The organism is Candidatus Paceibacterota bacterium, assembly GCA_035452965.1.
Classification (GTDB): domain Bacteria; phylum Verrucomicrobiota; class Verrucomicrobiia; order Limisphaerales; family UBA8199; genus UBA8199.
In genome coordinates, this window is the sequence record DAOTCE010000051.1 from 1 (window position 1) to 21,237 (window position 21,237).

Annotated in this window: 18 protein-coding genes and 1 pseudogene; 18 read left to right on the plus strand and 1 reads right to left on the minus strand. The window is 62.9% G+C overall.

Features of this window, described 5'->3' with window-relative positions; all coding sequences use genetic code 11:
- Positions 1 to 49 precede the first annotated feature (49 nt).
- From P5205_21320 to P5205_21355, 8 genes and pseudogenes are all read left to right on the plus strand, one after another.
- Positions 50 to 163, plus strand: a pseudogene (locus P5205_21320) (NAD(P)H:quinone oxidoreductase).
- A 505-nt stretch (positions 164 to 668) separates the two neighbouring features.
- Positions 669 to 1,016, plus strand: a complete 348-nt coding sequence (locus P5205_21325) for a thioredoxin domain-containing protein (protein HSA12904.1) — start codon at positions 669 to 671, stop codon at positions 1,014 to 1,016.
- 254 nt (positions 1,017 to 1,270) lie between these two features.
- A complete protein-coding gene (locus tag P5205_21330) occupies positions 1,271 to 2,464 on the plus strand; it encodes an efflux RND transporter periplasmic adaptor subunit (protein HSA12905.1) in 1,194 nt (397 codons plus the stop codon).
- 12 nt (positions 2,465 to 2,476) lie between these two features.
- Entirely contained in the window at positions 2,477 to 5,665 is a 3,189-nt protein-coding gene (locus tag P5205_21335) for an efflux RND transporter permease subunit (GenBank protein ID HSA12906.1), read from the plus strand.
- 4 nt (positions 5,666 to 5,669) lie between these two features.
- The gene (locus P5205_21340; protein ID HSA12907.1) at positions 5,670 to 7,136 is read left to right on the plus strand and encodes an efflux transporter outer membrane subunit; all 1,467 of its coding nucleotides are present in this window, start codon (positions 5,670 to 5,672) and stop codon (positions 7,134 to 7,136) included.
- A gap of 177 nt (positions 7,137 to 7,313) precedes the next feature.
- The gene (locus tag P5205_21345; GenBank protein ID HSA12908.1) at positions 7,314 to 7,439 is read left to right on the plus strand and encodes a hypothetical protein; all 126 of its coding nucleotides are present in this window, start codon (positions 7,314 to 7,316) and stop codon (positions 7,437 to 7,439) included.
- Positions 7,440 to 7,512: 73 nt separating this feature from the next.
- Positions 7,513 to 8,628 carry a uroporphyrinogen decarboxylase family protein gene (locus tag P5205_21350; protein HSA12909.1) on the plus strand — a complete coding sequence of 372 codons (1,116 nt, stop codon included), beginning with the start codon at positions 7,513 to 7,515 and terminating at the stop codon, positions 8,626 to 8,628.
- 119 nt (positions 8,629 to 8,747) lie between these two features.
- Positions 8,748 to 9,227, plus strand: coding sequence for a hypothetical protein (locus tag P5205_21355; protein ID HSA12910.1), 480 nt, complete (start codon positions 8,748 to 8,750; stop codon positions 9,225 to 9,227).
- 10 nt (positions 9,228 to 9,237) lie between these two features.
- Here P5205_21355 and P5205_21360 read toward each other — a convergent pair whose 3' ends face one another.
- Positions 9,238 to 10,827, minus strand: coding sequence for an amino acid permease (locus P5205_21360; protein ID HSA12911.1), 1,590 nt, complete (start codon positions 10,825 to 10,827; stop codon positions 9,238 to 9,240).
- A 119-nt stretch (positions 10,828 to 10,946) separates the two neighbouring features.
- Here P5205_21360 and P5205_21365 point away from each other — a divergent pair, with 119 nt between their 5' ends.
- The 10 genes from P5205_21365 (at position 10,947) to P5205_21410 (ending at position 21,120) form a co-directional block, all read left to right on the plus strand.
- The gene (locus P5205_21365) at positions 10,947 to 12,023 is read left to right on the plus strand and encodes a low specificity L-threonine aldolase (protein HSA12912.1); all 1,077 of its coding nucleotides are present in this window, start codon (positions 10,947 to 10,949) and stop codon (positions 12,021 to 12,023) included.
- A gap of 17 nt (positions 12,024 to 12,040) precedes the next feature.
- The gene (locus tag P5205_21370) at positions 12,041 to 14,974 is read left to right on the plus strand and encodes a DUF6067 family protein (protein HSA12913.1); all 2,934 of its coding nucleotides are present in this window, start codon (positions 12,041 to 12,043) and stop codon (positions 14,972 to 14,974) included.
- A 202-nt stretch (positions 14,975 to 15,176) separates the two neighbouring features.
- Entirely contained in the window at positions 15,177 to 15,905 is a 729-nt protein-coding gene (locus P5205_21375; GenBank protein HSA12914.1) for a MotA/TolQ/ExbB proton channel family protein, read from the plus strand.
- Positions 15,906 to 15,921: 16 nt separating this feature from the next.
- Positions 15,922 to 16,338, plus strand: a complete 417-nt coding sequence (locus P5205_21380) for a biopolymer transporter ExbD (protein HSA12915.1) — start codon at positions 15,922 to 15,924, stop codon at positions 16,336 to 16,338.
- Positions 16,338 to 17,210 carry a TonB family protein gene (locus P5205_21385; protein HSA12916.1) on the plus strand — a complete coding sequence of 291 codons (873 nt, stop codon included), beginning with the start codon at positions 16,338 to 16,340 and terminating at the stop codon, positions 17,208 to 17,210. Before P5205_21380 ends, P5205_21385 begins: the two co-directional genes overlap by 1 nt.
- Positions 17,207 to 18,394: a hypothetical protein gene (locus P5205_21390; protein ID HSA12917.1), complete on the plus strand. Its 1,188-nt coding sequence runs from the start codon at positions 17,207 to 17,209 to the stop codon at positions 18,392 to 18,394. Before P5205_21385 ends, P5205_21390 begins: the two co-directional genes overlap by 4 nt.
- A 25-nt stretch (positions 18,395 to 18,419) precedes the next feature.
- Entirely contained in the window at positions 18,420 to 19,025 is a 606-nt protein-coding gene (locus P5205_21395) for an OmpA family protein (GenBank protein ID HSA12918.1), read from the plus strand.
- Positions 19,026 to 19,194: 169 nt separating this feature from the next.
- A complete protein-coding gene (gene tatA, locus P5205_21400) occupies positions 19,195 to 19,455 on the plus strand; it encodes a twin-arginine translocase TatA/TatE family subunit (protein ID HSA12919.1) in 261 nt (86 codons plus the stop codon).
- 20 nt (positions 19,456 to 19,475) lie between these two features.
- Positions 19,476 to 20,504, plus strand: coding sequence for a twin-arginine translocase subunit TatC (gene tatC, locus P5205_21405; protein HSA12920.1), 1,029 nt, complete (start codon positions 19,476 to 19,478; stop codon positions 20,502 to 20,504).
- 172 nt (positions 20,505 to 20,676) lie between these two features.
- On the plus strand, positions 20,677 to 21,120 hold the full coding sequence (locus tag P5205_21410) for an exosortase system-associated protein, TIGR04073 family (protein ID HSA12921.1): 444 nt from the start codon (positions 20,677 to 20,679) through the stop codon (positions 21,118 to 21,120).
- The last annotated feature ends 117 nt before the right edge of the window (positions 21,121 to 21,237 follow it).

Consider the following 21,237-nt stretch of genomic DNA (forward strand, 5'->3'; position numbering starts at 1 on the left):
AGAACCGGGCTCTCCTCACCACCGGTGAATAACTTTGGATGAGCTATAAGCGGCTACGATTGCCGGGCCGGACGGCTCGCGCCAGCCCAGCGCAAAAGAACTCGCCATGGCGCGTTACCAGGGCGCGCACGTTGCCAAAATCGCCGCGAAACTGCGCAGCTAAATCTCCGCGTCCTCAAACGGACAGAGTTCAGCTCTCCGGCCTGCTCGAAGGCGCCTGAGGAAGGGGGCTGTCCCTTCTTCGGCAACGATCCAGGCGGCCCATTGCGCCCCCTCCCACGAAGTTCCACGGAGAGCGGGCGTTGGCGCTGATTGCTGCCGCAACCTGGAGTGTAGAAAAACAACGAACGACTCCTTATCCACCCCGTTCAGCGTAAAATAATGCGTTACGGCAACGTTACCGATCGCGCATAATTGACAGAACGCACCCGAAATAGCCTCCGAACATGAGGCAAATCTACCAACTTAGACTCTCCTGAACCAACTCGACGGTAGACTGGTTGGTTGGGTCAATTTGGAACGATAATTCGGACGTTCAACATACCAACCCCAATTAATAGCTGCGGGTAAATCCATAAACACACTATTATCAGCATATTAAATAATAGCCCCGCCTTTTGGCACGGCTGCTGCACATAGCATTGATTGTCTATAACACGGTCGAGAATATGAACTCAAACCAGAGTAATGCGCGCATCCTTGAGATGCAGCAAGGGGACTTCGAAGAAGAGGTCTTGCGGTCAAAACAGCCGGTTTTGGTTGAGTTCTGGGCGGCTTGGAGCCGGCCCTGCCAGGTTCTGGAGTCGGTGCTGAATGACATAGCGGCCACCTGCGGCGGAAAGTTGAAGATCGTTAAGATCAACGCCGACGACAATCCCGACCTGAGCTTGTGGTATGACGTCCAGTCCATTCCAACGCTTCTCTACTTCGTGGAAGGGAGTCTCCGCTGCAAGGTGGTCGGCACCGCCAGCAAAGAGGCTATTCTTGCCAAGCTCCAACCCACAGGCGTAGCCTGATGCTCGAGCCGAATCCAATGCCACAGTTCAGGAACGCCCAAGTCATCCGCCTCGATGCGCGCCTCTCTTCGGAGCGAGGCCCGGCAGCCGGGACATTCGGCATGCCATCGAAACTCTTCCCTTGGGCCATGATTTGCACCACGATATTCCCGCCTAGTGCCAGCACCACGAGTGGGAATTGGTTCTAAACCTCAACCGCCCACCCGCAATAGCTCTTTATGCCTGCAATGCAATACAACCATCCCATTTCTGATATGCCTGTTCGATGGAGAATCGTCCTGACAGCCCTCAGCTGCGGGCTGTGCCTGACCGCCTGCAAACGCCAGGTCCAGGCCCCGCCACCCATGATGCCGGAAGTGGCGACCGTCACCGTGACCCGCCAGCTGGTCCGGCTGACGACCGAGTTGCCCGGCCGCACGTCCCCTTACCGTATCGCGGAAATCCGGCCGCAGGTTAACGGGTTGATACTCAAGCGCCTGTTCACGGAAGGGGCCGATGTCAAAGAGGGGCAGGAGCTCTACCAGATTGACCCCGCCCCTTTTCAGGCCGCGCTCGACAATGCCAAGGCCGCCCTCGGCCGGGCTGAGGCGAACCTGCCCGCCATACAAGGAAGGGTAAGCCGCTACAAGGAAGCCCTGGCCGATAAAGCGGTCAGCCAACAGGACTTCGACGATGCCTCCGCCGCCTTGAGACAGGCTGAGGCGGATATCAAGTATTACCAGGCGATGGTGGAGACGGCGCGCATCAACCTGAATTACGCCCGTGTGGTCTCGCCGATCTCGGGGCGCATCGGGACATCCACCGTAACGGATGGCGCGATCGTGACTGCCTATCAGCCGGTGGCCCTGGCGACGATTCAGCAGTTGGACCCCATATACGTGGATGTGCCCCAGTCCGCGACCGAGCTTCTGCGCCTTAAACGGCGGCTGGAGGCAGGACAACTCAAACACGACGCGGCGAGCGCGAACAAGGTGCGTCTCATCCTGCCGGATGGGTCGGACTACCCGCTGGAAGGAACGCTCCAGTTCCAGGACGTCTCCGTGGACCCGACCACCGGCTCGGTCATCCTGCGGATGGTCTTCCCGAACACAAACGGGATGCTCCTGCCGGGGATGTTCGTCCGGGGCGTGGTGCAGGACGGCGTCAACGAGCAGGCCATCCTGATCCCGCAGCAGACGGTGGCCCGCGACCCCAAAGGCAATCCCGTCGCCCTGATCGTCAATGCCGAGAACAAGGTCGAGCAGCGCCTGCTGGTGGTGGACCGGGAGATCGGCGACCAATGCCTGATCACCGCGGGACTTGAGGCCGGCGACCGGGTGATTGCGGAAGGCAGCCAGAAAGTGCGGCCGGGCGTCCCGGTGAAGGCCGTGCCCTTTGGCCAGGAAGCGAAGCCGGAGGCAATCCCGGCCACGACTGCACCCACCAAACCCGTCGCCAAGTCGAACTAAGCAGGGCGCCCCATGTTATCGAGGTTCTTCTTAAAGCGTCCGGTCTTTGCCTGGGTGATCGCCATCATCCTGATGGTGGCGGGCCTGCTGGCAATCTACAACCTGCCCATTTCACAATATCCACCCATCGCGCCGCCGTCCATCTCGATCATGGCCTTCTATCCGGGGGCCTCGGCCGAGACGGTCGAGAACAGCATCACGCAGATCATCGAGCAGAAGATGACCGGGTTCGACAACATGCTCTACATCACGGCGACCAGCGATTCCGCCGGCTCAGCGCGCCTCGAGCTGACGTTTGCCCCGGGCACAGACCCCGACCTGGCCTGGGCACAGGTCCAAAACAAACTCCAGCTTGCCATGGCCAGCCTGCCGGACGTGGTCCAGCGCGCCGGCATCAAAGTGAGCAAGAGCACCCGGAACTACCTCATGATCGTGGGCCTGATCTCCGAGGACGGCAGCATGGATGGCACCGACTTGCGCGACTACGCCCAATCCAACCTCGAGAAGGTGCTGTCGCGGGTGCCGGGCGTGGGCGAAGTGGAAGTCTTCGGCGGCCAGTACGCGATGCGCATCTGGCTCAACCCCGATAAGCTCACGGAATACCAGATGACGATGCAGGATGTCATCCTGGCGCTGCGGTCCTACAACGTGGAGGTGTCCGCCGGCCAGTTCGGCGGAGCCCCAGCGGTAGAAGGCCAGCGCCTGAACGCCGCGATCATTGTCCAAAGCCTGCTCAAAACCCCCGACGAATTCGCCGCCATCCCCCTCCGCACCAACCCGGACGGCTCAATCGTGCGCATCCGGGACGTGGGCCGGGTCGAACTGGGAACGGACACCTACGATATTGAAGCCTTCAACAACGGCAAGCCCTCCTCGGCGATGGCCATCCGGCAGGCCGCCGGCGCCAATGCCCTCCAAACGGCCGACAACGTCAGGAACAAGATGGCCGAGTTGAGCCAGTTCTTCCCTCCCGGGATGAAAGTCGTGTATCCGTATGACACGACTCCTTTTATCCGGGTGGCCATCAACGAAGTGGTCAAGACGCTGATTGAGGCGATCATCCTGGTCTTCCTCGTGATGTATCTGTTCATGGGGAACATGCGCGCCACGCTGATTCCAACCATCGCCGTGCCGGTTGTGATCCTGGGCACGTTTGCGGTGCTGGGGCTGTTCGGCTTCTCCATCAACATGCTGACCATGTTCGCAATGGTGCTGGCCATCGGCCTGCTGGTGGATGACGCCATTGTGGTGGTGGAAAACGTCGAGCGCATCATGAGCGAGGAAGGGATCTCCCCCTTCGAGGCGACCCGCAAGTCCATGGACCAGATCACCCCGGCGCTGATCGGCATCGGCCTGGTGCTCTCGGCGGTGTTTGGGCCGATGGCGTTCTTCGCCGGGTCAACAGGAGTGATTTACCGTCAGTTCTCCGTGACCATCATTGCCGCGATGCTGCTCTCCGTGGTGGTCGCGCTGGTCCTGACCCCCGTGCTCTGCGCGACCTTCCTCAAACCCGTGCCCAAGGGGCATGAACCGGCCGAGGGCGGCGTATGGTTCCTGCGGCCTTTCTTCCGCTGGTTCGATCGGCTCTTCTTTGGGGCGCGCGCTCGCTACCTGGCGCTGGTGAGCCATTCTCTCAATAAGAAGCTCAGGTACGCGGCCGTGTTCCTGGTGATCGTGGGAGCGATGGGATACCTCTTCAAACAAATGCCCACCGCCTATCTCCCAGACGAGGACCAGGGGATGATGATGGTGATGACGCTGTTGCCCGCCAACTCCTCCCTCGAGCAAACCAAGGAAATCATGAAGGGGGTCGAAAAGTACTTCCTCACCGAGGAGAAGGATGCGGTTGAAGCCGTCATGACCGTTTCCGGCGTCAGCTTCTCGGGCCGGGGACAAAACTCAGGCCTGGCATTCATCCGGCTCAAAGACTGGGACCTTCGGAACCGGCCCGAGCTGAAGGTCGGCCCGGTGGCCAACCGGGCGATGATGAAGTTCTCCCAAATCCGCAACGCGATGGTGTTCGCCTTCGCGCCCCCGGCCGTCGTCGAGCTGGGGCAGGCGAAAGGCTTTGACTTCCAGTTGCTGGACCGCGGCGGCCTGGGCCACCTCAAGCTGATGGAAGCCCGCAACATGCTCCTCGGCATGGCGGCCATGAACGCCGCCTCAACCAACAACGCGGTGCTGACGAAAGTCCGCCCCAACGGCCTGGAAGATGTGCCCGAATACCGGGTGGACGTGGATTGGGAGCGGGCCGGCGCGCTGGGAGTGCCCATCACCTCGATACACGAGACGATCTCAGCGGCCTTCGGCAGCGCCTATGTCAATGACTTCATCCAGGGTGGCCGGGTAAAGCGGGTGTATGCCCAGGCCGATGCTCCTTACCGCATGCTGCCCAAGGATCTCGAGAAGCTCTACGTCCGCAACAAGCAAGGCAAGATGGTCCCGTTTTCTTCCTTCGCCTCCGGGCACTGGACCTCCGGCTCGCCCAAGCTCGAACGCTACAACGGCTTTCCGTCGCTGAACATCCTGGGCGAGTCGGCTCCGGGGCGGAGTTCGGGGGAGGCGATGCAGACCATGGAAGAATTCGTGCGAAAGCTGCCGCAGGGAATCGGTTATGACTGGACGGGACTGTCCTACCAGGAGCGGCAAGCGGGCGCGCAAACCGCCCCGCTTTACGCCTTCTCCATCCTCGTGATCTTCCTGTGCCTTGCGGCCCTGTATGAGAGTTGGCCCATACCGCTCTCGATTCTCCTGACTCTGCCGCTCGGCGCCATTGGCGGGGTGATCGCGTCCAGCCTGATGGGGTTGCCCAATGATGTGTACTTCCAGATCGGGTTGTTGACGACGCTCGGGTTGACCACCAAGAACGCCATCCTGATCGTCCAGTTTGCCAAAGCCCGCGTCGAGGAAGGCGTGGGCCTGGTCGAAGCGACGCTGGAAGGGGCCAAACTCAGGTTGCGGCCCATCATCATGACCTCGCTGGCCTTCGGGTTCGGCGTTCTGCCCCTGGCGCTGGCGCACGGCGCGGGCGCCGGCGCCCAAAAGGCCATCGGCATTGCCGTCGTTGGAGGCGTGGTCACCTCGACTTTCCTCGTGACCCTGTTCGCGCCGCTGTTCTACGTGCTGATCGAGAAGACGTTCGGCAAAGCGCACCGGCGCCAGCCCCTCGCAAGGGCTCAAGCCATTTCACCGGGGAATTGATCTCATGAACAAGCACGTGTTTCTTGTATTGGCGGGTATCGCCCTCATTCCAGCCGGATGCACCCTGGCGCCGAAGTATACCCGGCCCGCGGCCCCGGTCCCCGCCGAATGGCCGAGCGGCCCGGCCTATGCACCGGATGGGACGGCAAATGCTGCGAGAGCGCCGGAGTTGAGCTGGCGGGAGTTTTTCACCGATGCAAAGCTTCAGCAGGTCATCGGGATGGCCCTGACGAACAACCGCGATCTGCGGGTGGCGGCCTTGAACGTTGAACGGGCGAGGGCCATGTACGGAATTCAACGTGCAGAACTGCTGCCAACGCTCGACGCCGTCGGCAGCGGGAGCAAGGCGCGTGTTCCGGCCGACCTTTCCAGCAGTGGACATCGGCAGACCATAGAGCGCTACGATGCCAACCTCGGCGTCGCTTCCTGGGAGATTGATTTCTTCGGCCGCATCCGCAGCTTCAAGGATCGGGCCCTGGAGGAGTTCCTCGCGTCCGAGCAAGCCCGTCGCAGCGCGCAAATACTACTGGTGTCCTCGGTGGCCAATGCGTACCTGGCCCTGGCGGCTGACCGCGAGAATCTCACGCTCGCCGAAACGACTCTCCAGACCCAGCAGGCGGCGTACGACCTGGTCAAACGCCGTAACGAACTGGGCCTCGTCCCGGATTTGGATCTGTTTCGCGCGCGAATACCGCTCGATGTCGCCCGGCGCGATGTTGCCATTTACACCCAGCAAGTGGCGAAAGACGAGAATGCCCTTAACCTGCTGGTCGGCCTGCCCACAGCGAGTGAGCTTCTGCCCACGGAGCTGAATGGCGTTACCCCCCCTGAAGAAATCACCGCGGGCCTCTCCTCCGAGGTCCTGCTGCTCCGGCCAGATGTACTGGGTGCCGAACATCAGCTCAAAGCGGCCAACGCCGACATCGGCGCGGCGCGGGCGGCATTCTTCCCGCGCATTTCGCTCACCGCGGCAATCGGCACCGCCAGCAGCGAGTTGGAGGGTCTGTTCAAGTCCGGCTCGGGCGCCTGGAGTTATGCGCCGCAGATTGTGATGCCGGTCTTCGATGCCCGCCTGTGGTCGGCGCACAAGGCCGCCAAAGTGCAGCGCGAACTCGCCGTGACCCAATACGAGCAGGCGATCCAGAGCGCCTTCCGGGAAGTGGCCGATGCCCTGGCTGTCCGCGGCACGGTGGATCGGCAGGTCGCGGCGCAGCAATCTCTGGTCAATGCTTCGGCCGAGACTTACCGCCTGGCCACATCCCGCTACGACAAGGGAATTGATAGCTTTCTGAGCGTCCTCGATGCGCAGCGGTCTCTCTTCGCCGCGCAGCAGGTCCTCGTCCTCCTCCGGCTGGAAAGGCTCGCCAACCAGGTGACGCTTTACGCAGTGCTGGGAGGCGGCTGGCAGCCCCAGGCATCGGGCAACCTTGCCGTCATGTCCGCTGGCTCCACCCGGCAGGGGCACAACTGATTTCCGCGAAGGCCGGTTCGTATGCTCCAGCGACATCCATCTGCATCCGGCAGAACGGCCAATCCCACGCTGATCAAGGGCCTCTCTCCTCAAAGCGCCATGGATGTCTTCCCCGCAAGCCGATGGTCAGGCGCGGCGGGCCGGAAACCGACAGTGGAACAGGCGCAGGGAACAAGTGTGGCAGCGAACGTGACCAATGGCTCGCATTGGGAGACAGTCGTCTTTTGGCTCCTCCTGGCCGGCCTGTTCGTCGCCAGTGTGCTCGCCGGTTACATGTTCTGGCTTAAACTGTCCTTCCGCTAGCGGTAACAACCCCGAAGGGGGATCGAGCAAACCTGCTTTCGGCCTGGTGCCGGTTCGGCCATACTCCGGGCCTATGCCGCAAGACGTAGACCTCGTTCGGTTTTGGGCCGATAACGACGCAGCGATGCGTGACCCGTTCTCTCCGGGCATCCCGCAATTCCCGATGGGCATCACCATGGGCTACGAGGCGCTCTTCAGCGAGCTGGGCCACCCTTTCAACCTGCGCCGGCTGGAGGAGGACTACGACTTCGCACGCTCTGCCGCCCGCGCCTATAACGACAAGGCCGAGCGCATCGTTGGCCGCCGGCTGCTGGACGAAACGGCCTTCGATCCCTCCCGTCGCTTTCCCAAAGTCAAGGGGCTGGAGGAGGTCTTTGGCTGCCGGAACGTATGGGAGAGCGAAAGCTGGTGGGCTTTGCCCGCGGCGGACACGCCGCTGGAGCTGGAAAAGCTGCTCACCCGTGTCGAGCAACTCGATCTCGCCGCCGAGATGTTCCCGCCCGACTGGGAGCACGGCTGCCGGCGCATCTACGAGCAGCACGGCCTCCGCCCCGTCCTTAAGCTCGACCTGCGCGGCCCGGTGACCCTGGCGACCAGCGTCTATGGCGTGGAGAACCTCATCTACCTGCTGATGGACGCGCCGCAACTCGCCTTGCGCTTCCGTGACGTCATTGCCCGGACCGCGATCCAGTATTACCGCCTCTGCCGCCGCGCCAGCGACCCGCTTCGCTTGACGCCCGGGTTCAGCTTCCGCGACGACAACTGCCAGATGCTCACCGCCGACATGTACGAGCAATTCGGCCTGCCCATCCTCCAGGCGGTGTTCGCGGAATTCGCCCCCGGCACGAACGATCGGCGCTACCAGCATTCCGACTCGGACATGGGCCACCTGCTTGGCCCGCTTTCCCGGGCGGGGCTCAACGCGGTCAACTTCGGTCCCAAGATTCGGTTTGCAAAGATTCGCCGCCACATGCCCCGCGCGATCGTCCACGGCACGCTGGCTCCCTTCACGTTTATGCGCAACGACGAGCAGGCCATCGTCGCCGAGGTCCGCCGCGACCTGGATGAGGCCCGCCCCACATTGGGCCTGGTCGTTGACACCGCCGGCTCGATCAACGACGGCTCCCGGCTGAGCAGCATGCGAACCGTAATGCGGACAATCCAGTCCTACGGGCGGCTCGCGACTTGAGCCGGCGGGAGTTTGCTCTTGACCGTTCCAACCGCCCGTTTATGGTCGGCGCTGTGAGTATTGCGCTGATACCTCGGGCGGTTAAAGAACGGATGGGGCGCACCGCTAAGCCTGTGTGCATGCTGTTTCCGCTGATCTTGTTGCTCGTCGGATGTGCCCACACGCAGCCCCAGTTTGATCCGGCGAACTTCCAGTCGCCCGGCATCGAGCGATGTCTCCAATACTGGACGGCGAATTACTCGCCCAGCGCCGTCAACCATTTCTACGTCTGCGCCACCGACCTCGACCAGGGCAACCTGGTCGAGGCGCTCGTCTATTGGCGTGAGGGCGGCCGGCTGATGGACTACGCCGAAATGCCCGAAGGCGCCGAAGCGCAGGCCTGGCGGCTCCGGCCGAAAGTAGACCGGGAAGCAGTCTTAACCGACGAGAAGATCAGCGACAGCAATCATGTCGTGCCGCGTCGCGTCTGGGAGAAGTGGGTCAAACAATGCATCACCGACGGCAAGGAATACGTGGTGACCTTGAAACAAGCCCAGCTCATCTTCCCCAAGCCCGGCCCACCGTCCGCCAACGCATCTCCGCCACCCGGCCCGCGTTGATGCGGTCGAGTCAGTCCGGCCGGCCAGCCTCAGTCCGCCCCGGCGTTTGCGCCTTGGCGCGCGCGGCTGAACCGCCGCTTAACCGGCTGCGACGGATGCTGTAGCAGAAGTATATAACCAAACCGGCGACCAGCCAGCCGAGGAATCGGCCCCAGGTCTTCGCGGGCAGCTCGCGCATCAGCCACGCGCAGGTGAAGATTGCTCCCAGCGGCACCCATGGCACCCACGGTGTCCGAAACGGGCGCGGCCGGCCCGGGTCTATGCGCCGCAACACCAAAACCCCCGCCGCCACCAACACGAACGCAAAGAGCGTCCCTATGTTGCACAGCTCGACGACTTCGTTGATGTTGCTCACGCCCGCAAAGCCCGCCACCAGCACGCCGGTCAGAATCGTGGTCACATGCGGGGTGCGGAATCGGGTGTGCACCCGGGCGGCCCAGTCGGGCAGGAGCCGGTCGCGCGCCATAGAGAACAAAATGCGCGGCTGGCCAAGCTGGAAGACGAACAGGACGGAGGTCGTCGCCACAACCGCCCCAAACGCCACAATCCCGGCGGCCCAGTGGATGCCCCGCGCCGCAAACGCAGTCGCCAGCGGCTCGGCGGTGCCGAGCTGTTCAGTCCTGACCATGCCGGTCAGCACCGCCGCCACCGCAATGTAGAGCACGGTGCAGACCACGAGGCTGGCCAGGATGCCGATCGGCATGTTCCGCTGCGGGTCGCGTGTCTCCTCCGCGGCGGTCGAGACCGCGTCAAACCCGATGTAGGCGAAGAAGATGATGGCCGCCCCCATCGAGATGCCGTGGAAACCGTGCGGAGCGAAGGGCGACCAGTTGGCCGGTTGCACGTAGCAGGCGCCCACGACCAGAAAGAAGATGACGATCACGAGCTTAACCGCGACCATGGCGGCGTTGAACCACGCGCTCTCGCGGATGCCGACCACCAGAATCGCGGTCAGCAGCATCACGATCAGGAACGCCGGCAGGTTGAAAACCAAATGCAGCCCCGCTAACTGCGGCGCCGACGTCCACGCGGTCGCGGCCAGCAGGACGTCCGGGCTTAGCGTGCTCAGGCCGGCGTTCGCGGACTGCAGTTCGGCGACCTGGCGCGCCGCCTGCAGGGCCGAGCGGTAATCCACCCCCAGCCAGGCGGGCCAGTCCAGCTCCAGCCCCCGCAGAAGTTCCTGAAAATAGCCCGACCACGAAATGGCCACGGCGACGTTGCCCACGGCGTATTCGAGAATCAGGTCCCAGCCGATGATCCAGGCGACCAGCTCACCAAGGGTCGCATAGGCGTATGTGTAGGCCGAGCCTGCGGTCGGCACCATGGACGCAAACTCCGCATAGCAGAAGCCCGCCAGCGCGCACGCCACCGCCACGAGCAGAAATGACACAATGATCGCCGGCCCTGCGCCGGCGTGATCGGGACCGCCGGCCACCGCGCTGCCGATGCTGGAAAAGATGCCCGCGCCCACCGCCGCGCCCACGCCCAAAGCCGTCAGTTGCACCGGGCCCAGCACGCGTTTGAGCCGGCGCTCTGGAACAATCGTCTCGCTGACCAACTGGTCCAGCGACTTGCGGCGAAAGAGCTTGCCCGGGAACATGCGCGCTCAGAACGGCTCGGCGGTAGCTGACATCCCCGAAAGCAGATTTCACAAGGCCGCCAGGCGCAAGTGAAAAATCCGCCCTTTTAACCGGCTGGCCGTGGGCCTAGACTCGGCCCATGAGTGCCGAAGCTGTTACCCGCCGCCAGTTTGCCAGCGACAATTATGCCGGCATTTGCCCGGAGGCGTTTGCCGCGATGGCCGAGGCCAACCAGGGCCACGAGGTTAGCTACGGCGACGACACCTGGACCGCGAAGGCGTCGAACCTGATCCGCGATGTGTTCGAGACCAACTGTGAGGTGTTCTTTGTCTTCAACGGCACGTCGGCCAATTCGCTTTCCCTTGCCTCGCTCTGCCAGTCCTATCACAGCATCCTCTGTCACGAGCAGGCGCATGTCGAAACTTCGGAGTGCGGCGCGCCGGAGTTTTTCGCCAACGGCACGAAGGTGCTGCTGTTGCCGGGCGAGCACGGGAAGATTGACGCCGGGAGCATCGAGCACGCCGTCAGCCGGCGGACGGACATTCACTATCCCAAACCACATGTCGTCAGTCTCACGCAGGCGACGGAGTTGGGCACGGTCTACTCGCTCGACGAGCTGCGCGCGATCAGCGATGTGGCCCGGCGCTTGCATCTGCGCATCCACATGGACGGCGCTCGCTTTGCTAACGCGGTGGTTGCGCTCGGCGTCACACCCAAGGAGATCGCCTGGGAAACCGGCGTGGATGTGCTTTGCTTCGGTGGCTCCAAGAACGGGATTGCCCTGGGCGAAGCGGTGGTGTTCTTCAATCCCGAGCTGGCGCGTGAGTTCGATTACCGCTGCAAACAGGGCGGGCAGCTCGCTTCCAAGATGCGCTTTCTGTCGGCGCCGTGGGTGGGGATGTTGCAGGACGGAGCGTGGCTGCGGCACGCCAAGCATTCGAACGCGATGGCGCGGCGGCTGGAAGCGGCGATCGGCACGCTGCCGCATGTCAAGATCGCGCACCCGGTCCAGACCAACGTTGTCTTTGCCCGTCTGCCGGATGCCGTCATCCGCGGAATGCACCGGCGTGGTTGGAAGTTCTATACCCACGTCAGCGTGGATAGCGCACGGCTCATGACCAGTTGGGACACGACGGCAGAGGATGTGGACGCCTTTGCGGCGGACTTGGCGGAACTTACAGCCAGGCAAGATGGCGAGCAGCGGGTGGAGAGTTAAATCAGTAAAATGAGTCTATGAGTTGCCTGGACGGAAAACTGGCTGGTGCTGTGCTTGTGTTATTCCTGGCAGGCATTGAGACGGTGGCTGCTGCGGATGAGTTGCCTTATAGCATAGCCAAGGAGGCGTGGGAGGAGGGGTTGGGCAGTCATCGCGCGGTGGTGCGGATCGAGCAGAAGGTCGAGGCGGTGCTGGTGAAGATTCCCTGGCGGCGGCGCGACCGCGATCCGGAGCGCAAGCAGATTATCGTCGTGGACGGAGCGACCAGCCAGCGTATAACGAATGTTGCCTGCCTGCGTCTCGACCGGTTTGAGGGCGCGCTGGCGTTTCAGCCGCAAACCGCGCCGGGAGATTACTTCGTCTACTATTTGCCGTTCAAACCGCAGCCGGGCTGGGGCAATTACAACTATGACTATCTCCCGCCAAAGGACACTGCCGGCGCCGAGTGGAAGGCCGGTTTGCCGCAGGACCGCGAGACGTTGCCGCGCGCCACCGTCGTTCGCTTGGAGGCTCGGACCGAGTTCGACAGCAACTACCCGATGGAAATCGTCGCCACGCCGGAGGAAACGCAAACACTGCTTGGCCGGGCTGCCGCCCCTTACCTTCTGTTTCCCGAAGACCGGCGCTTTCCCATCCGCATGACAGATGAGCTGCCGCTGCGGTGGGCGAAATCCGCTCCGGGACAGGAATTCCGCGGCGAGGCGCAACGGAATGAGTTTTATGTCTTCCAGATTGGTGTCTGGACCGCGCGGACAAACCTCGCGGGGTTGGAGGTGGAGTTCGAGGGCGGAATCGCCGGCTGGCTAAACTGCTTCAACACCAGCGGCACGAACTGGGACGGCAAGTCGTTCCGCAAGACGCTCGACGTTCCCCAAGGCAAGGTGCAAGCGCTCTGGATCGGCGTGGATGTGCCGCGCGATGCAAAGCCCGGTGAACACCATGCCACCGTGAAACTCCGCCCGAAGAATGTGAAGCCCGCCAGTGTTCAGCTTACCCTCCACGTGCTGCCCAGCGAACTGGCTGACCGTGGAGACAGCGAGCTGTGGCGGCTCGCGCGGCTGCGCTGGCTGGATTCAGCGCGTGGGACGGACAGCAGCCCAACCGCCCCCTACTCGCAATTGACCGTGACAAATCGTTCCATAGTTGGCAGCGGTTTCCGCGCAACCTTCGGCGGCTCACAGGTCGGTGAAATGCCCGTTAGCTTGCATGGCGGCGGGGAGGAATTGCTCTGCGGGCGCATGGGCTTCTATGTTGACAGGGCCGACAAGCCGCTCGGCCAGCCGCAGCGGACACTGCTCGGGCCCTGGACCCGCGACGGGGCGGGTTGGGTAGGATTGGCATCGGAGTGCGAAACCGACAATCTCGCGATACATGGCTCGACCGCTGTGGAGTTCGACGGCACGATCACCATGACTGCCCAACTACGCGGCTTGGGAGCCTTCCACGCGGACAACCTGCGCGTGGAAATCCCCCTCCGGGCAGAGGTCGCCGCGTATTTCATGGGCATCGGCCTGCCCGCGTGCCGGACGCCGACGAATTACACCTGGCGCTGGACGGGGCCTAACAACAGCTTCTGGATCGGCAACGCCCACGCCGGCCTGCACGTCAAACTGCTCGGCAGCCACTATGAGGGGCCGATGCAGAACCTCTACCACCCGAAGCCGCCGCCGAGCTGGTTCAACGGCGGCAAAGGTGGTGTGACCATCACCAGTGGGCCGGAAGGCGAAGTGTTGGCGCAGGTCTTCACAGGGCCGTTCGAGCTGAAGGCAGGCGAGGAGCGTTCGTTCAGTCTCTCGCTGCTCGTCACGCCGGTCAAACCACTCGACCCCGCGACCCACTTCCACGAGCGCTACTGGCATAGCACCCACAATATCCCGTCGGACGTTAATGTCATCAACGTCCACCATGCCACAATGCCGAACCCGTTCATCAACTACCCATTCCTCGCGGCGGACAAGCTGCGCGAGTTCTGCCGCACGAACCAGGCGGCTGGGCGCAAGGTGAAGGTCTACTACACCATCCGCGAGTTGACCTCGCACCTGCCGGAATTGTGGGCCTTGCGCAGCCTGGGCGACGAGGTGCTCGCGGGCGGGCCGGGCGGCGGTTACCCCTGGCTGCGCGAACACCTGGGCAGCGGCTACACGACCGCATGGTACACCGCCGTGGAAGGTGAAGAAGTGGATGCCGCCATCCTCACCAGCGGCGCGTCCCGCTTATACAACTTCTATGTGGAGGGCATCAACTGGCTCGCGCGCAACGCGCCCATTGACGGCCTTTACCTCGACGACGTCGCCTACGACCGCACGATTCTCAAGCGCGTGCGCAAGGTGCTTGACCGTGCCCGGCCCGGCTGCCTGATTGACCTGCACTCCAATACGCTCTTCTCGATCGGCCCGGCGAATCAATACACCGAGTTCTTCCCCTACGTGAACCGGCTCTGGTTCGGCGAGGGCTTCAACTATGACGCCATGTCCCCCGAGCAATGGCTGGTCGAGTGCAGCGGTATCCCGTTCGGCCTGATGGGCGACATGCTCCAGGACGGCGGCAACCCCTGGCGCGGGATGCTGTTTGGCATGACCGCCCGCCTGCCTTGGCCGAAGTCCGATCCGCGCCGCGTGTGGAAGATTTGGGATGAGTTCGGCATCGGCCAAGCGCAGATGTTCGGCTGGTGGGCAACGAACTGCCCCGTCCGCGCCAGCCGCGACGACGTGCTGGCCACCGCCTACGTGAAGCCGGGCAAAAGCCTGATCGCCCTGGCCAGTTGGGCGCCGGGGAAGTCCGAGGTGCGCCTCCAATTTGACTGCCAGGCGCTGGGGCTGGATATCGGCAAAGCTCGCCTCATCGCCCCGGCCATCACGGACTTCCAGCCCGCCGGGCAATGGCGCCTGGATGAGCCAATCCCCGTCGAGCCCAAACGCGGCTGGCTCCTTCACCTGTCGGAGGTGCCGTAGCCGCAAATGGGCTCTGGACAAGCCCCGGAGGGCGCCTAGAATATTTATCGATTTTCTGTTTGCACTTATTGAAGACACTGCTAGAACTATCGCCGTTGGGCATATTTTTCGGGGCCGGTTGGTCGATTTTTGAACGAGTTCCGCTTGGGCGCTTCTATTCCTCACGACCAAGTTCGCGGAGTCGCAGGCAGATCGTGTCGGAATGAACGTACCCATTTTATTAGCGCAGGTCGGCGCCAGAGCAGGTGAGGCGGAACTGCTTTACATCTGGCGGCGGTGCACACCCGAAGGCAAGGCCGTCATCTTCTGCCTCGTCATCCTGTCGGTCATCGCGTGGTCCGTGATGATCGCCAAGGCCATCCAGATGCGCCGGGCCAGGAAGCTCAACCAGTACTTCGACTCCGAGTTCCGCACGCAGAAGCACGTCCTCGATCTCTACGATCGCCGGGTCCAGGCGCAGGGCTGCCCGCTGTTCACCGTCTATCAGGCCGGCAGCCTGGAGCTGGACGCGCGATTGAAGAATCCCGACGGCGGCGGGCGCAAGAAGTTCGTCTCGCTCAAAGGCATCGAGCACGTCAAGCGCACCCTCGAAACCGCCGTGGCGCAGGAAGCGCTCAAGCTGGAGTCGGGGCTGATCCTGCTGGCCATTGCCGTGAGCGGCGCGCCGTTCCTGGGCCTGCTGGGAACGGTGTGGGGCGTGATGAGCACGTTTGGCCACGTCGCGCAGCAGGGCGTCGCGACCATGGCGGCGATGGCGCCCGGCGTGGCGGCGGCGCTGATCACTACGGTCGCGGGCTTGCTGGTGGCGATCCCCTCCATGTTCGCCTACAACTGGCTGGTGCATAACCTGCGCGTGTTCACCGTGGGGCTGGACAACTTCGCGCAGGAACTGGTGTCCAAGATCGAGACGGAGTATCTTGAGGAAGAGTAGAAGTTGAGGGTTGACGATGCGCCGTTTCTCACAACGCAGTGCGCTGGTGACGCTGAGCGAGATTAACATCACGCCGTTGCTGGACCTTGCGTTTGTGCTGCTGATCATCTTCGTCATCACCACGCCGCTGCTCGAGCAAGGCCTGAGCCTCAAACTCCCGGCCGGCGGCAAGCCGGACCGGCCGATCGAGCGGCGGGACATCCGCACCGTCGAAGTCAGTTCGCAGGGGGCGCTAATGCTCGACCGCCGGCGGCTGTCGCTGGATCAGATCGAGGCGGCGCTGGTCCGGGACTTCCGCGCGAACCCGAACCTGGTGGTCTACCTGCGCGCCGATGAGAACTGCCGGTGGCGGGAGGTGGAGGCCGTGATGGATCGCTGCCAGCGCAACGGCATCACCCGCCTCTCGGCACGCACCGAAACGCCCAAACGTTGATGAACCGGCTGCAACAGAAATGCTTCGTCGCCTCAGCCGGCATCCACGTGCTGCTGATGGTGATTCTGGTGATCGGCCCCGCGTTCCTGACGTCGAAGAGCAAATCGGATCCCCGCCCGCCCCTGGACTATATCCCCACAAAGCTGATTGACGCGGCGTTTGCCGGTGGCGGCAACCCGAACGGCACGCCTCCGCCGCCTGCCCCGCCCGAGCCGCGACCGCCCACCCCGGCACCGCCGGCGCAGCTGCCCGAGCCGGTAAAACCACAGCCGGCCGCACCGCCACCCGAGCCGGTCAAGGAGGTCAGACCTACCACGCCCGACCCGGACGCGGTGGAGCCCGAACGCAAGCGGACGTTGCCCGAGGTCAGCACCAAACGGATTGTCCGCCCGCGTGACGCCAAGAAGGCCCCGTCCTCGTCCACCGCCTCGACGTCAAGTGCCGACAGCGCAGAACAGCGCTTGGCGGATGCGAGGAAGCGCGCGGCGACGATGATTGGCGCAACGGCCCGCAGCCTGCGCAACGACATGGCGCCCGGCACAAGCATCGAGCCTTTAGGCCCCGGCGGCGGCGGCGAAGTGTATGCTGGTTACGAGCAGGCGGTTCAGAGTATTTACTGGCATGCCTGGATTCCGCCACAGGACTCGGCCAATGATGCCGCCATTGCCCGAGTCCGGGTCACCATCGCGAGCGACGGCACCGTCCTGTCGGCGCGCATCGTCCAACCGTCGGGCGACACCAGTGTGGACAACTCCGTGCAGCGGACGATCGACCGGGTAACTTTCCTCGCTCCTTTCCCCGAGGGGGCGAGAGACAAGCAACGCACTTACATTATCAAATTTGACCTTAAAGCCAAACTTCTATCCGGATGAAACCTACCAACGCACTCCTCACTAAGCTCTGTCTCTTGGCAGCCGCCGCCGCCGCCAGCCGCCTGATGGCGCAGGTTGAAATCCCGGTCGAGAAACGGATCGAGATCCCCGGCCAGGCCAGGCCCATCCTGGTCTCCATGAGCGGCCTGACCGGCGAGGCGGCATCCACGCTCCAGTTCGATCTTTACGTGCAGGGCTTCGCTTTTACCAACGCCCAGTCGGCGCAGTACCTGATCAGCGGCAGCAACAACGGCAACCTGCAGGCTCGGGTCACGGACCCGCACAATAAGAGCACGCTGGTTTCCAAGGCCTACTCCGGCGCGTCTCTGCGGCGCCAGGTCCATGCCTTTGCCGATGACTTCGTCCAGGCGCTCGGCCGCAAGGGGATAGCGCAGACCAAGATCGCCTGCAAAGGCGCCAACGGCCGGACCAGCGAAATCTATGTCACCGACTTCGACGGTCACAACGTGCAGCCGGTAACGAAGGATAACAGCATCGTGGCCGCTCCCTGCTGGGTGCCGGGACACCTGGCGCTGTATTACGTATCTTACAAATTGGACAACGCCGACATCTTCTACCATGACCTGTCGACGGGAGCGCGGCGTGCGTTCGCCCGGTTCGGCGGGTCGAACATCGGTCCGGCAGTGTCTCCCAACGGCAACCACGTCGCCATGGTCCTGAGCAAGGACGGCTGGGTGGACCTTTACGTTTCCGCCGCCGCCGGCGGCGATCCCAAGCGGCTGACCCGCTCGCCGCAGGACGAGTCCTCGCCCTGCTGGTCGCCGGATGGGAACTGGATTTGTTTGGCGGCCAAAGAGCGGGAGCGCCGGATGCTCTGCAAGGTGCCCGCGTCGGGCGGAGCCTTGAAGCAAATCGGGACCGGCGGCACGCCCAGCCCCACCGAGCCGGATTACTCGCCGGACGGCAAGTGGATTGCCTACACGGCGCAATACCGATCCGGCTTCCAAATCTGCGTCGTGCCGGCCGAGGGCGGCGCAGCGGTGTCGCTGGTCGAGGGCGAAGACCCGTCCTGGTCGCCGAACTCGCGGACGCTGGCTTTTTGCCGGCGGCGGGGGGGTGGAAATTACGTGCTCTCTCTGCTTGACGTACCGACCAAACAATACAAAGATGTATCCCGAATTTCGGGAATTAGCTCGCAGTCACAACCCAGTTGGGCTAGATAGGCCCGTCCATGAAAGGCAAGACAAGATGAAACTGAACAAGTTTGCAAACCTGATGGTGATCGGATTGGTGCTCACGATTGCGGCCTCCGGCTGCCGCAAGAAACCTGTCAACACAACAGTTCTTCCCGGATCGCGAGCGGGCAGGGTTGCCGAGGCGCCGCCGGGTGGATTGCTGACGCCCGGCACGGGAGTGTCAACGGGGGAGGGGGTTGGCAGTACGCCCAGCGGTTTCCCGATGAACCCGGCCGGCTCGCATCAAGGCTGGCCCGAGGACGCCCAGGCCCTTAAAGCCGAAACGGTCTACTTCGATTTTGACAGCTCGGCCATCAAGGCGAGCGAGCAGTCCAAGATCACGGCGGTGGCCGATTACCTCAAATCCAATTCCGCCAAGGCTGTGCGGGTCGAAGGCAACTGCGACGAGCGCGGCACTGAGGAATACAACCGTGCGCTCGGCGAGCGCCGCGCGCAAGCCGTGCGCGCGGAACTCATCAACCTGGGCATTGACCCGACCCGCGTTGACACCAAGACCTGGGGCAAGGACAACCCGGCGAACGACCCGGGTCACGACGAGACCGCCTGGCGGAAGAACCGCCGGGATGATTTCATCGTCCTGTCGCCGCCGGGCAGCTAGTCCGGCACTGGGCAAAAACATCTGCCGCGAGCATCTCACCCTCCGCACGGAATGCAATCAGACCGTGCGCTCGTGCGCTCTGGCGAGGTTTTTTGCGGCTTTACTATTTCAGGGGAGGGGCTTACGCTACTGGGACATTGTTTGCTAATTTATGAACGCTATGTTTGGCTTGTTTAACCTGGGCGGCGGGGAAATTATTCTGATTCTCGCCCTGGTATTGATTTTGTTCGGGGCCAAGAAGCTGCCGGAACTGGCCAAGGGCCTGGGGACTGGGATCAAGGAATTCAAGAAGGCCACGCGCGAAGTCACCGACGAGATTCACACGGCGATGGATGACACCCCTCCGCCGCCCAAGTCTTTGCCCACCACCGGCACCCAAGCCGAGGCGCAACAGACCACTTCGCAATCCACTCCTGAAGCCAAAGACTGATTCGCTGAGCGGTTCTTCCCATGGCTGATGAACCCGTAGCGGAGCATATTGACGAGCAGGAAGAGGAGGAAGGGGGGCCGATAAAATCCTTCCTTGAGCACCTCGAGGACCTCCGCTGGGTGCTCATCAAGAGCTGCGCCGCCGCCGGCGTCGCCATGCTCGTTTGTCTGCTGGGGGGCAACTATGTCATCGGGGTTCTGGAGTGGCCGCTGCGCCAGGCACCGGCCCTGCACACTTCCAGGACGCAAACTGTCAAGGTGTTCCTCGGCACCAACCAGCTCAGCGTTCTCCACCCCGCCACTAATGACCCGCTGGCTTCGCTGGTCGGCACCAACCGCTCTGTCCGCCTGGAGCTTGTGCCCGGCGTCCAGGGCACCAACCAGATCATGGCCTGGCGCGTCCAGCCCGACGCCGAGAGCCGGGCCGAACCGGGCCTGGGCATTCAAATTATCAACCTGAGTCCGGCGGGCTCGTTCATTGTGGCGACCAAGGTGGCGTTTTTTGGCGGCTTGGTGCTGGCGTCGCCGTTCATCTTCTACTTCGTCGCGCATTTCGTTTTTCCCGCGCTGCGGATGCGGGAGAAGAAATACGTTTATCGCGGCCTGATTTTTGGCCTCGGGCTGTTCGCAATCGGGGTTTGCTTCTGTTATTTCATCCTCATGCCGATAGCGCTGGCGGCTTCTGTCCAGTACGCCGAGTGGCTTGGCTTTTCCGCCACCCAATGGCGGGCGGAGGACTACGTGAGTTTCGTGTGCAAGTTCATGCTGGGCATGGGCATCGGCTTCGAGCTGCCCGTGGTGGTATTGACGCTGGTCAAGATCGGCGTCCTAAACTATCGCATGCTGGCGGGCGGCCGGCGGTATGTGATCGTCATCAGCGCCGTGCTGGGCGCCGTGCTGACCACTCCGGAAGTGATCACCCAGGTCCTGATGGCCATCCCGCTCTATCTGCTATACGAAACCTGCATTTGGATCGCCTGGTACTGGGAGCGAAAGGAAAAGCAGCGGGAGGTGGCCGCCGCCGCAGGAGATGCCGTAACGGGAACGTGAGGACGCTGCTGTGGGTGTGCTGTCAAAGCGGCAGTCTGCCCCTGGACGGCACCCTGGGACATGCCCTTCGCGCCCCGCGGCCCTCGGCCTCATTCCTGCGACAACTTTTTTCACTTCCCCTCTTTACAAGGCCCCGGCCTTGGTTAGACTGCGTACCAGCAAACGATACTATATGCGTAACACGTTCCCTGTCCTCGCCACCGCGGTGATCGCCGGCATCCTGGCCTGCGGCTGCGCCAACACGGAGAAGAAACTCGGGCGCGGCATGAGCAACATGACCGAGTTTGTCCGCCTCGGGGAGATGCGCCGCTCGATTGAGCAGACCGCCCTGTTCGAGCAGCCCGGCGGGCATTACGCCACCGGCTTTGTCCGCGGCCTGAACAAGACATTCGCGCGGACGGGCGTTGGCATCTATGAAGTCGTGACCTGCCCTTTCCCGCCTTACGACCCGGTGTTCACCGATTACCTCTCGCCCAACCCGGCCTATCCTGACAACTACCGGCCGGATATTATGGACGACTCGCTGTTCGCCACCGATTCCAATATGGGCTTTAGCGGCGGCGACATCGCGCCCTTCATTCCGGGCAGCCGATTCAAGATTTTTAATACCCACTAAAGCCGCCTCCCGGCAACAGGTCTCTTGCGCGCCAGCATTCACATGCTGGCGCTGTTTTTTTAGGGTGCGCCCGGCAGGGCGCACTGACTAGTTGGTTAGAGTCCAATGCACACCCGG